At 41.1% G+C, this 13,699-nt stretch carries 17 protein-coding genes; 16 read left to right on the plus strand and 1 reads right to left on the minus strand.

The window, feature by feature from the left end:
• The first annotated feature begins 15 nt into the window (after nt 1–15).
• From NSU15_RS11935 to NSU15_RS11995, 13 genes are all read left to right on the plus strand, one after another.
• Nucleotides 16–1,098: a nucleotidyltransferase domain-containing protein gene (locus tag NSU15_RS11935; RefSeq protein ID WP_339290557.1), complete on the plus strand. Its 1,083-nt coding sequence runs from the start codon at nt 16–18 to the stop codon at nt 1,096–1,098.
• Between the two features lie 227 nt (nt 1,099–1,325).
• Nucleotides 1,326–2,201 (plus strand): YitT family protein, encoded by an 876-nt coding sequence (locus NSU15_RS11940; RefSeq protein ID WP_339290558.1) that lies wholly within the window; start codon nt 1,326–1,328, stop codon nt 2,199–2,201.
• A gap of 123 nt (nt 2,202–2,324) precedes the next feature.
• Entirely contained in the window at nt 2,325–2,747 is a 423-nt protein-coding gene (locus tag NSU15_RS11945; RefSeq protein WP_339290560.1) for an Rrf2 family transcriptional regulator, read from the plus strand.
• Between the two features lie 114 nt (nt 2,748–2,861).
• On the plus strand, nt 2,862–3,332 hold the full coding sequence (locus NSU15_RS11950) for a DinB family protein (protein WP_339290562.1): 471 nt from the start codon (nt 2,862–2,864) through the stop codon (nt 3,330–3,332).
• 139 nt (nt 3,333–3,471) lie between these two features.
• Nucleotides 3,472–4,206 carry a metallophosphoesterase family protein gene (locus tag NSU15_RS11955; RefSeq protein WP_042126713.1) on the plus strand — a complete coding sequence of 245 codons (735 nt, stop codon included), beginning with the start codon at nt 3,472–3,474 and terminating at the stop codon, nt 4,204–4,206.
• A gap of 30 nt (nt 4,207–4,236) precedes the next feature.
• On the plus strand, nt 4,237–4,821 hold the full coding sequence (locus NSU15_RS11960) for a GNAT family protein (RefSeq protein WP_042126715.1): 585 nt from the start codon (nt 4,237–4,239) through the stop codon (nt 4,819–4,821).
• 17 nt (nt 4,822–4,838) lie between these two features.
• The gene (locus NSU15_RS11965; protein ID WP_339290564.1) at nt 4,839–5,579 is read left to right on the plus strand and encodes a peptidase E; all 741 of its coding nucleotides are present in this window, start codon (nt 4,839–4,841) and stop codon (nt 5,577–5,579) included.
• Nucleotides 5,576–6,115 (plus strand): GNAT family N-acetyltransferase, encoded by a 540-nt coding sequence (locus NSU15_RS11970; RefSeq protein WP_339290566.1) that lies wholly within the window; start codon nt 5,576–5,578, stop codon nt 6,113–6,115. Before NSU15_RS11965 ends, NSU15_RS11970 begins: the two co-directional genes overlap by 4 nt.
• 13 nt (nt 6,116–6,128) lie before the next feature.
• Nucleotides 6,129–6,503 carry a hypothetical protein gene (locus NSU15_RS11975; protein ID WP_339290568.1) on the plus strand — a complete coding sequence of 125 codons (375 nt, stop codon included), beginning with the start codon at nt 6,129–6,131 and terminating at the stop codon, nt 6,501–6,503.
• Between the two features lie 30 nt (nt 6,504–6,533).
• A complete protein-coding gene (locus tag NSU15_RS11980; RefSeq protein ID WP_339291327.1) occupies nt 6,534–6,857 on the plus strand; it encodes a protein tyrosine phosphatase in 324 nt (107 codons plus the stop codon).
• 148 nt (nt 6,858–7,005) lie between these two features.
• Nucleotides 7,006–7,881 carry a VOC family protein gene (locus NSU15_RS11985; RefSeq protein WP_339290570.1) on the plus strand — a complete coding sequence of 292 codons (876 nt, stop codon included), beginning with the start codon at nt 7,006–7,008 and terminating at the stop codon, nt 7,879–7,881.
• Between the two features lie 120 nt (nt 7,882–8,001).
• On the plus strand, nt 8,002–8,883 hold the full coding sequence (locus tag NSU15_RS11990; RefSeq protein ID WP_339290572.1) for a beta-1,6-N-acetylglucosaminyltransferase: 882 nt from the start codon (nt 8,002–8,004) through the stop codon (nt 8,881–8,883).
• Nucleotides 8,884–8,905: 22 nt separating this feature from the next.
• Nucleotides 8,906–9,541 (plus strand): NAD(P)-dependent oxidoreductase, encoded by a 636-nt coding sequence (locus NSU15_RS11995; protein ID WP_339290574.1) that lies wholly within the window; start codon nt 8,906–8,908, stop codon nt 9,539–9,541.
• Nucleotides 9,542–9,565: 24 nt separating this feature from the next.
• Here the strand turns inward: NSU15_RS11995 and NSU15_RS12000 are convergent, their stop codons facing one another.
• A complete protein-coding gene (locus NSU15_RS12000; protein WP_339290576.1) occupies nt 9,566–10,369 on the minus strand; it encodes an MBL fold metallo-hydrolase in 804 nt (267 codons plus the stop codon).
• Nucleotides 10,370–10,621: 252 nt separating this feature from the next.
• Here NSU15_RS12000 and NSU15_RS12005 point away from each other — a divergent pair, with 252 nt between their 5' ends.
• Genes NSU15_RS12005 through NSU15_RS12015 form a run of 3 tightly spaced genes read left to right on the plus strand, consistent with a single transcriptional unit; the run spans nt 10,622 to nt 13,634 of the window.
• Nucleotides 10,622–12,640, plus strand: coding sequence for a Na+/H+ antiporter (locus NSU15_RS12005; protein ID WP_339290578.1), 2,019 nt, complete (start codon nt 10,622–10,624; stop codon nt 12,638–12,640).
• Between the two features lie 2 nt (nt 12,641–12,642).
• The gene (locus NSU15_RS12010; RefSeq protein WP_231574162.1) at nt 12,643–13,173 is read left to right on the plus strand and encodes a GNAT family N-acetyltransferase; all 531 of its coding nucleotides are present in this window, start codon (nt 12,643–12,645) and stop codon (nt 13,171–13,173) included.
• Nucleotides 13,170–13,634 carry a DIP1984 family protein gene (locus NSU15_RS12015; RefSeq protein WP_042126725.1) on the plus strand — a complete coding sequence of 155 codons (465 nt, stop codon included), beginning with the start codon at nt 13,170–13,172 and terminating at the stop codon, nt 13,632–13,634. The genes NSU15_RS12010 and NSU15_RS12015 overlap by 4 nt, the downstream gene beginning before the upstream one ends.
• The last annotated feature ends 65 nt before the right edge of the window (nt 13,635–13,699 follow it).

A 13,699-nucleotide genomic window follows, 5' to 3' on the forward strand; every position in this document is an offset into this window, starting at 1 on the left:
AGAGGTGAATTGGATATGGATGCTGATATTAGACAAAAAATTTTAAATAAAAATGACAGACTAATTAGTATGGTTATTGAACGTGCTAAGAGAGATTTTCCTGATGACATTGCAATCATTGGGCTTACAGGTTCTTTCAGTACCGGAGATTTTCATGAAAAAAGCGATCTAGATCTAATCATAATTAATAACACGGCCAAAGGCTGGGGGATATCTTCGTGTTTTATTTTGGAGGATGTTGGCTACGACATATATTGTACGCCATGGGAAACAAGGATAGAAGATCAAGCGAATCTTGAGAGCCCCATGATTTCGTGTCTGATAGATTTAGAACTGTTATATTGTGCGAAACCCGAATATCTGGAAAAGCTAAGTTTATATAAACAGAGAGCTCTCGATGCTTTGGCAAAGCCTATAGGGAGTGAATGTATTAGTAGAGCGAAAAAGAATATAGACATAGCAAAACAAGAATATACGAATACATTACTTTCTGAAGATATCGGAGCAGTGAGGTATGCTTCATGTGAAGTTGTATACAATTTGGTAAATGCTCTAACACATTTAAACAATACCTATTTTAAAAGGGGACTTAAGAGATACCTAGAGGAAATAGCTATGTATCGTTATGTTCCTGATGATTTTGAAAATATATATATGGCTGTGATCGATGCGAAGACAATCGTTGAAATCAGAAGTGCATCATATAGATTTTTAGAAAGCGTCAATGATTTATATAATAAAATGTATAAGGATTTTGTGATTCAGCCTGTCCCAACCTATGATAGTCTTGGTGGCACCTTTGAGGAATTATGGTGTAACTGCCGCAATAAGGTTATAGCAAGTGTGGAATTAAATGATAAATCTTATGCTTATTATGCAGCCATGGGCATACAAAATTTTCTTGATGAAATGACAGAATCAAGGGGAACAAAAAAGTTTGATATTATGCAGTATTTTGATTCAGATCATCTGCATTTATTTAAAGAGCTGTTCCTGCAGGTCATGGATGAATATCTGGAAGAATATAATAAGGTGGGAAGGAAAGTTGAACGATACGATACTTTTGAGGAATTATATAACGAATACATGAAGGTGTGATAGAGAAGATTACCAGATTACGAATTTTCGTAGTCTGGTTTTTTCATTTTTTATGGAACGATAAGATTATTTTAAGTCATATGGGTAAAATAATAGATATCATACTAGCGGCGTCTGATTTGCCAAAGTAGTGAAAATTGTTATAGACTATTTTTTATCGGCTTTTGTCCAGTAGATGTTTTTCACTTGCAGTGATATAAAAAACTAATTTGAAGTGGGGAAATGGAATGCATGGAATAAGACAGCATCAAAAATCAAATAAGCTGAAGATATTTTCAAAAGTCATATTAATTATTATAGGGGCACTTATTACTTCATATGGTCTAGAATCCGTATTAATACCTAACAATGTTTCGGATGGTGGTGTGACAGGCCTAAGTATCGTTGGTTCACAGCTGTTTGGATTACCGTTAGGGCTGCTAATTGTTATAATTAACATCCCTTTTGTTTGGTTAGGATATAAGCAAATTGGTAAAAGTTTTGCTATTTATTCCATTATCGGTATTGCCTCACTAGCCATTGGTACAAGCCTTATGCACCATGTGCCAACGATTATTGAAGGAGATACATTGTTAATTACTGTTGTTGGCGGGATTATCATCGGTTTTGGAATGGGGTTAGCGTTACGTAATGGTGGGGCGTTAGATGGGATAGATATGTTAGCCGTATTACTTTCACGAAAAATACCTTTTGGGACTAGTGATCTGATCTTGTTCCTAAACATGTTTGTCTTTATTGTTGTTTCAACAGCATTTGGTCTACAAGGAGCGATTCTATCCGCACTTGCTTATTTTATTGCTTCTAAAGTAATACATATTGTTGAAGAAGGTTTGAGCGGATCTAAAACTTTTAAAATCATCACCGTTCAACCGGAAATTATGGTAGAGACGATTCGTGACCGATTGGGTCGTGGGGCAACCTATACAGATGCATACGGCGGTTACTCCAATGAACAGTTTAAAGAAATCACCTGTGTAATTAACCGTCTGGAAGAAAGCAAAATCAAAGATATCATTCATGAAATTGACCCTAACGCATTTGTTGTAGTATATGATGTAGCAGAAGTTAAAGGCGGTAATTTCAAAAAGCATAATATTCATTAATTATGATCCTGAAGTGCTATCTCCTCAAGTGTTTGACAAATGCATAAAATGTAACTATTATTGTTGCATCTGATTAATGCACTTGTTACTAGCCGGGTAGTATGGCAAAAGGAGAGATTTATAGTGAACATCAGCACCCGATTTGCGGTAGCCATTCATATATTAACGTTAATTGACAGTAATAAAGAGGGCAAAAGTACCTCGGAGTGGATAGCTGGTAGCGTGAACACAAACCCTGTAGTTATTCGCCGGCTAACGAGTATGCTGCAAAAAGCAGGACTGGTAACAGCCCGCCCAGGAGTCGCAGGAGCCTCGCTTTCACGTAGTAGCGCTGAGATTACACTACTTCAGATTTATAAGGCAGTAAACGCGGTGGAGGAGGATTCGTTGTTCTCGGTTCATGAGCATCCTAATCCGGAATGTCCAGTCGGCAAAAATATAGCCAGTGCCATTGTACCGGTGTTCTCACTCGCGCAAAAGGCGATGGAGAACGTCCTTCAGGAGGTTACTTTGGAGCAGATTGTAAATGAAATGCCTGTAATATAACTACTCCATATCACAACGTAGAATGAAGACCACAACATGTGCTAACGTGATTGTGGTCTTTTTTTTGCAGAGACTAAGGGGTTTTATAAAAAAATAGAAAAGAGGCTGATTTTTTTGAATACTACTATGGTTGATGTCTTAAAGGGTCAGTTTGAGCCAACGTTAGAGATGCTTACTCGATTAGTAGAAGAATGTCCTGATGAGCTTTGGTTTGACCGACAAACGAATTATTGGAAGCATATCTTTCATGCCATTACGGGGATTCAATTTTGGTTTAGACAAGGAAGTGAAGTATTTCACATACCTACCTTAAATAAAGATATCACACCTGATTTGGATAAGGAATGTACGGAGGATCCGACGAAAGCGGAAATGGGTGCTTATGTGCAAGAAATGATAGAAAAGTCTCACTCTTTTATAGAACCATTAAACGACCAGTCTATTTTCGAACCTTGTGACGTATATAACGAATTCACTAAGGCTGATGTTATTCTAATGCAGATCAGGCACATCCAACATCATGTCGGTTATTGCAATCATATTTTAAATTCTCATAATCATAAGGCTGTTCAATGGCTCGGTTAGAGGACTAATGACTCAAAGAAGGGAAGTAAGACATAATTATAGAATCTGTATTTAGAAGGTAGGTAACAAAAGATAGAGGGTATAATACAATCTATATAGTTTACACAGCTGAAGTGGAAAAATGAACGGAGGATCTACAGTGGAACAAATCGCATTAATCTCAGATATACATGGAAATATCCCGGCTTTGACAGCCGTACTGGATGATATTAAGCAGCGTGGAATTAGCAGGATATTTTGCCTGGGAGATATTGTTGGAAAAGGGCCGAATTCAGATCTAGCCGTTGATATCATTAAGAACAATTGTGAAATCAGTGTTATGGGAAACTGGGATGATTTAATGAATCAGGATGTTGATTTTGAAATGGCCCGGTGGAGCCGGAAATTGTTAGGGAAAGAACGTCTTGCTTATTTGGGTACATTACCGTTCTCGATTGAGTTTATGATGAGTGGTAAGTTTATTCGGTTATTTCATGCTTCGCCGCGAAGCTACTATGAACGGATTCAGCCTTGGGACGATTACGAGAAACGACTGTCTATGTTTGGTTGTTCCGATCTGTGCCAGGAGAAGCGACAAGCGGATATCGTTGGTTATGGGGACATTCATAATGCTTTTATTCAACATATAGAAGGGAAGACTTTATTTAATGTAGGCAGCGTGGGGAATCCTCTGGATGTGACTCAGGCATCTTATGTGATTTTGGAGGGGGAGTATGGAGGAGTGACAGGAGCTTCTTTGAACATACAATTTGTAAGAGTCCCTTATGATATTGAGTTAGCCATTCAACAAGCCGTAGACGCGGTTATGCCAGCTACAGAGCCATATATACGAGAGCTTAGAACTGCGCAATACAGGGGAAATGTGCGGGGATAGAAATACCAAAAAAGTAACGGAGGGAACAAATTGAAGCTTAGTCACGTATTTGAGCATTTCCCTACTTTAGAAACTGAACACTTAACACTAAAAAAGATTGAAGTTAGTAACCTCGAAGAGGTATTCGGAATTTATAGCAATGATCAAGTGTTTGAGTACTGTGGTATTATTCCGAAGCATAATAAAGATACAGTGAAAAATATGATTGGACATTTCGAGCGGGATTTTAACAAAGGGGTAAGAGTGAAGTGGGGGATTTTCCGCAAAAATAATCCGTACATACTGCTAGGTATCATCGAAGCTATGGATTTTAATCAAAAAGTGGATATGGTTACAATTGGGTATTTTTTAGCGGAATCTTATTGGGGAAAAGGAATTGCAACTCAGGCGATTCAAGCAGTGAAAAAATATTTATTTGAAACTGCAGAGGTCAATCGAATCCAAGCAGAGGTCATGCCTTTTAATGAGCGGTCCAAGCGGGTGCTCCTAAAAAGTGGCTTTATGAAAGAGGGAACGTTAAGGCAAGCTCATGTATGGTCAGGTAAAGGTCTCGTTGATTTGGAGATTTACAGCATCCTAGCAGAGGAATACGGAAAGGGAGAAAGCGGATCCTAGTGAAAGTAGGGGAGATTATGGGGACTATCGTGGTCATAGGTGGGGGAGAACTAATCGATCTAGAAACGCTAGAAATGGATCGTGAAGTTGTGAAGTTAACCCAAAAAGCTAATCCGAAAGCATTATTTATTCCAACAGCTAGTAGTGATGCTCCAGGTTATTGTGATACGTTCAACAAAGTGTACGGCGAGATTCTAGGCTGTGAGACAAGTCATTTATTACTTGTGAGTCAAACCTATACCCATGAAGAAATCGTTGAGCTTATTACGTCCGCTGATCTGATTTATGTTGGTGGAGGCAATACCCGAAAAATGCTGGAGATTTGGAACAATACCGGTGTGGCTGCTCTTCTAAAAGATGCTTACACCTCTGGGACCGTATTAGCAGGGCTGAGTGCAGGTTCCATTTGCTGGTTTGAATATGGGCATAGTGACTCTGAAGCGTTCGACGACCAAGGGGAATGGCAGTATATTAAACTTGAAGCAATGGGTATTCTGCCTGGTATTCATTGTCCGCATTATAATGAGGATATTCGGGTTGAGGATTTTTCGCGTATGGTTAAAGGTGGAGGGTTGCCTGGCATCGCAGTGGATAATAACTGTGGCATCATCTACAAAGATCATGAATTTAAGGTGATGTCTACCAGAGAAGAAGCCAAAGCCTACCGTGTGATGGACACCGAGCAAGGGGTTGTCGTTACGGAAATCGAAGAACATCTAAGCTACAGACCTCTTAAAGAACTGTATGGTGCGCTATGATTATTTTTGAGCAGCAAGAGATCAGGCTAAGAGCGCTCGAACCGGGTGATGCTGGGTTGCTTATGAAATGGCTCTCAGATCCTGTTGTACTGGAATTTTACGAAGGTCGTGATCGACCGCATGATCTGGAGTTGGTTAGGAAGCATTTTTATGAGGATCGAGATGAAGTCACGCGGTGTATTGTGCAATATAGGGAGCAGGATATAGGATACCTCCAGTTCTATCTGATTGATGAAGAAGAAGTGGAGGAATACGGTTATACTGAATTTAAAGGTAAAATATTCGGGATGGACCAGTTCATTGGTGAGGCGGAGTGGTGGAACCAAGGCATAGGCTCGCAGCTCATCAAAAAAACAGTTAACTATCTTATTGAAAACAAACAGGCTGATAAAATCGTAATGGACCCGCAAGCTTGGAATAAGAGAGCACTGAGGGTGTATGAGAAAAGTGGCTTTGTAAAGAAGAAATACCTTGAGAAGCATGAAATGCATGAAGGAGAATTAAGAGATTGTTGGTTGATTGAATATGAGGAGTAGAGAGGAGGGGGCCATGAAAACAAATCAGATTTATATCGTCCTAGCGAGTTTTATTCTAGGGATTTCATTTATTATTGGATGTTCATTTATTAATGGTGATAAAGAAACGAAAGTCGATCAAGAACAGACTCCATCGATAACAACAGCGGATAAGCTGCTTATGGATATTAAAGAGACGGCCTTATACTTGAATTTGACCGAAGCTCAGGTGATGAATATTATTACAACGGAGCATAATAGTTTAAAAAAGCTTGGGTCTTTTCCTGGTACTCCCTTTCCTTATATAAATGTAGACAATAAATATCTTTTTAACAAAGACTTATTATCAAAATGGGTTGCGGAAGCCTCCTTAAATAGGAGAGTTTATCTGAACGGACAAACAAAATAAGGTTTTACTCGGATAAGGAAGGTGCGCTCTATTAAACTACTGTTCGTCTGCAGCCAGAATCGTTGGCGGAGTCTAACTGCGGAGAAGATATTTCAAGGAATCGACGGTCATGAAGTAAGATCTGCTGGAACAGAGGATCAAGCCAGAATTAAACTTTCTGCGGGGCATGTGGGCTGGGCGGATGTTATTTTTGTGATGGAGAAGAAGCATGTTCGAAGAATTCAAGATAAATTTAGAGACATTGTAATCGGCAAAAGAATAATTTGTCTGAATATATCAGATAATTATAAGTATATGGATGAAGACTTAATTGGACTTCTGGAGTCCAGTGTATCTGAATATTTACAGGAATAGCTCTTCTAAGGATGTTATGAATCATGTTTGGCTGTGAATCAGTCGGCATGATTTTTTTATTGGTAATTGACAAACATATAGAAGGTAACTATACTAAAGATAGTTAATTTGTAACTGAACAAGTTACAGGATATTGGGAGGAAACATTATGACAACTAAAACAACACTTCATCCGGACGTAGCAATTGGTCTGGTACAAATTAGGGTAAGTAATTTAGAGCGTTCGCTCACTTTTTATAAGAACGTTGTGGGACTAAGTGTCTTGCGGCAATCTGGCCGTGAGGTAGAAATGACTGCTGATGGCCAGAATGTGTTATTGATTCTGCGGGAGATTGAGAATGCAAGGGTGCTTCGGCCGAACTCTGTGGCTGGACTGTATCATTTTGCCATCCTTGTTCCGGATCGTCCGAGCTTGGGACTTGTTGTTCGCAACTTGATTGCTTCAGGGATTGAAGTAGGTCAGGGGGATCATTTGGTGAGTGAAGCGCTGTACATTCAGGATCCAGACAACAATGGAATCGAAATTTATCGAGATCGTCCTAAGGATACATGGAAGTATGATGCAGAAGGTCATGTAGTGATGACAACGGATCCAGTAGATGTAGATGGATTGTTGGCAGCTTCTGAAGGTTTGCAATGGAACGGGGTGCCTGCTGGAACAGTGATCGGTCATGTGCACTTTCATGTAGGTAATTTAACTAAGGCGAAGGAGTTCTACGTTGGTTTGCTTGGATTTGATCTAGTAGCTAATTATGGCAGTGCGGCAATGTTCATCTCCGCAGGTGGGTATCATCACCATATTGGGTTGAATATTTGGGCGGGGCAAGGTGCGCCTGCGGCTCCTGCTGATGCAGTAGGAATTGATTATTTCACCTTACTTTTTCCGAATGAAGAGGAACGTGCGGCTGTCGTTGAGCGTGTTCAGCAGGCTGGCTACACTGTTGTGGAAGAGAACGGGGACCCTACATTCAAAGATCCTTGGAACATTGGGATCAGACTCATCGTGCAGAGTCACACGAAATAACTAATCTTTGGGAAAATAAACCTTTATATGGATAGAAAGAACTATTCATTCTCGTCCATTTATTTTATAATATTTGGAAATAGATGGTCGGAAGGGTGAAGGTTGTTGGAATCATTCAAAATGGCGTATGTGATCCTTTGTCACAAAAATTCTGAACAGATCAATATGCTAATCGATAGTTTAACTAGTGAATCCGTCGAGTTTTTCCTGCATGTCGATCAGAAAAGTGATATTGAAGCTGACATTACCCATCGTGATGATATCCATTTTGTGAAAGAGTCTATTGATGTACAGTGGGGACATTATAGTCAGATTGAATGTATTTTGAAGTGTTTTGCGCTGATCAAACAACATGGGAAGTTCAGTTATATTCACATTATAAGTGGTCAGGATATGCCCCTTGCTTCCAATGAAGTTATTCTTGATTTCTTTAAGGAGAATCAGGGGGATGAATTTGTGAAGTATCTCCAATTACCGAACGTTTCTGAAACGTGGGGGTGTTATGAGCGAGTATCGGTTTATTATCCTAGATTCTTGATCTCAAGAACCAGACGTATGGCAGCTATTAGAATGAGGTATATTAAATTAGTAATGAGTGTTCCGTTCCTGCAAAGAAGGTTGGACGCTCTCCCAAAAGCACTATACAAAGGCTCGAACTGGATGTCCATTACAGGTGGATGTATGGAATACATCATGGAGTTCATTTCTACTACTCCGGAGTATGTTAGATTTTTTAAGAACTCACTATGTGGTGATGAAATCTTCTTCCATACGATTATTTTGAATAGTGCTTTTAAGAGCAATGTACGGAGTGAAATTAAAAGGTATACAGACTGGGAAACAGGACCGGATTATCCTCGAACGTTAACGCTAGAAGATTATGAACGGATCACTCGTACCGCTGGTAAAGAATGCTTTTGGGGTAGGAAGTTTGATCTGGATATCGATAGAACCATCGTTCAGAATCTCCTTAATATAAATTCTAAAATAAAAATATCGTAAACACATACAGGAGGACAAGCTTATGAAAATCGCAGTTGTTGGAGCAAGTGGAAAAGCCGGAAGCCGAATCACTCAGGAAGCGCTAGATAGAGGCCATGAAGTTACAGCCATTGTACGGGATGCATCGAAAGTTACAAATAAGAAGGCAAAAGTTTTCGAAAAGGATGTATTTGCACTTACCGCTGAAGATTTAAAGGGTTTTGATGTGGTGGTAAATGCTTTTGGAGCACCGTTTGGACAAGAGCATCTGCATGTGGAGGCCGGCAATGTGCTTATTGAAGCGTTGAAGGATGCCCCTAACACAAGATTGATTGTAGTTGGAGGTGCGGGAAGTCTATATGTTGATGAAGCTAAGACGCTTAAAGTGATAGATACCCCTGATTTCCCTGACTTTATCAAGCCAACGGCTACGAATCAAGGGAAGAACCTGGAGATTCTGCAAGGTACAGATTCCCTGTCTTGGACTTTCGTTAGCCCATCCGCTAATTTTGCTATAGGGACAAGAACGGGGTCTTACGTAAAAGGTAAAGATAATCTGCTTGTGAATTCCAAGGGTGAGAGCTATGTGAGCTATGAAGATTATGCGATTGCTATTGTAGATGAGATTGAACAACCACAGCATATTCGCGAGCGCTTTACAGTTGTTTCGGAATCTTAAGTGAGTATAACGAGTAGGGATCAACTATGAATAAGAAGGCAGAGCCATCCGGGCTCTGCCTTCTTGTATATACTTATTCTTTTTCTTCAGCAATTTCAGCAATTCGTTCTTTGCATCACCGCGATAAATCCCGCCATGATAGCAAATGACCTTCTCAATTTCATACTCAGAGAACTTAGCCAGAGAGGATAAGGCTAACTTCATGTCAGGCGTTGCCGAAGGAGTGGGCCCATGCAGCTCACCGTCTTGAACCGTTAGCGCATCCGCGGCAATCAGCGTACGGCTATTATGATGGTACAGACTCAGATGCCCAGGGCTATGTCCTGGTGTATGAATAATCGTAATTCCCCCGGCAAGAGGCAGCATTTCCCCATCCATGAGGGTTTGATCTACTCTTCCCTTAGGGGGATGGGATAACACGGATAGGAAAGCGTGGCGCCATTCCTCTGGTACATGAGGGGGGATCATGGCTTCTGCCGCTGCTAAAGCTTCAGGGGTGTGTTTAAGGAGCATCCGCTCTCCTTCAATATAAGGCTTTTCGATTTCATGAGCCAGAACAGTAAGGCTTAGGCTTTCATCTGATAACAGGGCAGGTAAGCTCCCAATATGATCTAAATCTTGATGTGTGATGATTACAGTACGTAGTTGTTCCCAAGGTACGTGGGCTTCTTTTAGAGCCTCTTTGAACATGGGGAGCAGGCCCGGAAATCCAGTGTCGACGAGTACAGCTGAATTTTGATCCCAGAGCAATGTGGGGTAAATGGTGTCACTGCCACCCATAACCTGTGCTGTAATCTCTAACATTTCTATTCCACTAGCAATATGCATAAGATCCCTCCATGATTGGTAATAAGAGCGATGCCGTTAGGCTAATGCATATAATACTCAAAATAAATTATGATTTCAATAGTGTAATTTATTATTATAACACATAAAAATATTTTTGTCAATATTCATTTGATGTATTTTTTGTGGAATTTCTAGATGAAAATGATCTTTAGGATCGCCTTACGCTTGATTTTGCCCTCAACTAAAAATTTGCGATATAATAATCAAATAAAAAATGGGAGCTGATGTGGTTTGGAGACTTTTCTAGTTGTACTCGTCCTACTGGGGCTTATCGCAATATCCAATATCATAAACCGATTCATTCCCTCTGTACCGATACCGTTAATTCAGATTGGTCTGGGTGTAATGGCTGTGTTAATGCCTTTGGGAATACATATGACACTGGAACCGGAGCTGTTCTTCGTGTTATTCATTGCTCCGCTTTTGTTTAATGATGGGAAACGAACACCAAGAAATGAATTATGGAACTTACGTGGCCCGATATTAATGCTGGCACTGGGTTTGGTTTTTGCCACGGTGCTTATTGCTGGTTATTCGATTAACTGGATGATCCCAACGATTCCACTAGCGGCTGCATTTGCTCTGGCAGCAATCTTATCGCCGACAGATGCAGTCGCAGTCAGCGCCATCGCTGGAAGGGTGCATCTTCCGAAGAGTATTCATCGCATTCTAGAGGGTGAATCATTAATGAATGATGCCTCTGGGCTTGTTGCCTTTAATTTCGCCATTGCCGCAGCAGTTACGGGTGTGTTTTCTTTACCGAAAGCCTCCATTAGCTTTGTAGTTATAGCTGTAGGCGGGTTGATTGTCGGGGCATTATTGGCTTTTCTTCTGATCCGGCTAAGTGTAATTATTCGCAGGCTGGGGATGGAGGATATCACGGTGCATGTGCTGCTGCAGATCCTAACCCCTTTTATTATCTATCTGATCAGTGAAGAGATAGGGGTATCTGGCATTTTAGCAGTGGTTGCAGGAGGGATTATTCATGCGGTGGAGAAGGACCGTGCTGTATCTCCGCAGTATAAGCTGCAACTGGTATCCGCCAGTACATGGTCTGTTCTACTCTATATATTGAACGGTCTGGTCTTCCTTATTCTCGGTTTATCTATTCCAGACGTTATTGAAGTAATCTACCGTGATACGGCCGTGGATAATCTTATGGTCGTTGGTTATGTATTAGCCATTACCGTGCTGCTGTTTGTACTACGGTTTCTATGGGTGTATGTGTTCTCTCTAGTGGGATCTCGTCTGCGAAAAATAGAAAAATCGTCAGTTAAGTCACTATTAATCCTCACCATTTCAGGAGTGCGTGGAGCGGTTACCTTAGCAGGTGCTTTCTCGATTCCTTTTGTTCTAGGGGATGGATCGCCATTTCCTGAGCGTGATTTAATCATCTTTATCGCTGCAGGTGTTATTCTAATGTCGCTGCTGATCGCCAGTATCTTTTTGCCAATTCTAGCAGGTAAAGAAGAGTCGGTTGCCGAATCAGGTGATACAGGAGCCGAGCAGGTGGCCAAATCTGAGGTTATTGCTGCCGGTATAACCATGCTGCAAAGTATGATGACAGAAGAGAGCAAGGAATCCGCATTGCCAGCTTTGAGTGAATTTAGAGATAAGGTTTATAGTCTAAACCGTGAGGACCAAGCGAATGATCCAGCACTCGAGGACTTCCGCCGCTTGGGGGTTGAAGCAAGGATTGTAGGTCTGCAAGCCGAGCGCAAAGAGCTGAACCAATTGCTGGAGAACAATGAGATTCCCGCCTCAGTTGCTCAGAAGCTGGAAGAATTCCTGGATCATAGTGAAGTCTTTCTAGCTAGGAGTCTGAATTCTCAAATTAGAATATCGATTACCGAGATTAGACGGCTGTTTGCGGGGATGTTCTCAGGACAGAATGAAGGGGAAGCTAGCCAACAAATGCTGCGACAGGCTGAATGTGCAAGAGAAGCGAAAATTGCTATGGCCCAAGCAGCTATAGCTGCTGTTAATGCGAGTAAGAACGAGAATAACCGAAAAGCAGTAGAGAAGATTGCAAGCAGTTATGAGCAGCTAATCTCACGTCTAGAGCAGGGGAAAGGCTGGACTAAGGATGGTCTTGTGGATGATCAAAAGCTTGAAATGAAGCTGAAAGCCATTCAAGAGCAGCGGGATAAGGTGCAGCAAATGTACCAGGATGGAACCATTAACCGCAAGCTAGCCGGCAAGTTACGCAAGTTCGTAGATCATTTGGAGACATCGATTTGGGAGGATTAGCTGTGTTAAACAAAGTAATGGGAGAGAGCTTGTTATTTACTGAAATTCGTGAAGAACATCTGGCAGATGTTCTTGATATTTATAACTATTATGTGCTTAACACCACGGTATCTTTTCACACGGAGCCCTTAGGTTTGGATGAAATGCGTCAATCCGTGATGAATGATGATCCGCGATTCAAATCGTACGTGATTTTATCCTGGGATAATATCATTCAGGGTTATGTACTGATTGCTAGACATAAGAGCAAACCGGCTTATGATACCTCTGGGGAGATCAGTGTGTATTTGAAACCGGCTTGTGTGGGTAATAGAATAGGACAGCATGCCTTACGCTTTATTGAAAAGAGGGCTGCCGAGCTTGATTTTCATGTATTAGTAGCTACTGTATGCGCAGAGAATGAACGCAGTCGCCAGCTTTTTTTGAATAATGGATATGAGCAATGCGCTTACTTTAAGGAGATTGGCTGTAAATTTGGTCGAAAATTAGATATCGCCAGCTATCAGAAAATCTTAGGAGGAATTCAGATATGAAACTCGCGGAAGCGTTAGTGAATCGGAGTGATCTTACCCGTAAAATCGCGCAGCTAAAGCAGCGCCTGGAGCGAGTCGTTAAAGTTCAAGAGGGTGAGGAGCCGGCTGAACAGCCAGAGGTTCTTTTACAAGAGTTAGAAAGAGCTGTGAATGAACAGACGATTTTGATCCGAGCGATTAATCGAACGAATTCATCTGTGGCTTTCAATGAGAACTGGAGTATTGCCGATGCGCTAGCGGAACGGGATAAAATGCTACAGCTGCGGAAGCTACTTAGCGATTTGCTTGAACAGGCTTCCATTACTCAGGACCGTTATAGCCGCTCAGAGGTTCGTTTTCAGAGAACGGTGGATGTCGTTCAGATTCAGAAGCAGATGGATGATCTATCGAAGTCTTACCGTGAGTTGGATTTTAAGATTCAGGAGAAGAACTGGACGGTATCCTTAACTATACCGCAATAAGAAATACCACAGCAGAAGGTAACTGGTCTTCATAAAGGTGAGCGCAACCCGCCAACAGGGGAAGT

This window comes from Paenibacillus sp. FSL E2-0201, from assembly GCF_037963325.1.
GTDB lineage: Bacteria > Bacillota > Bacilli > Paenibacillales > Paenibacillaceae > Paenibacillus_AQ.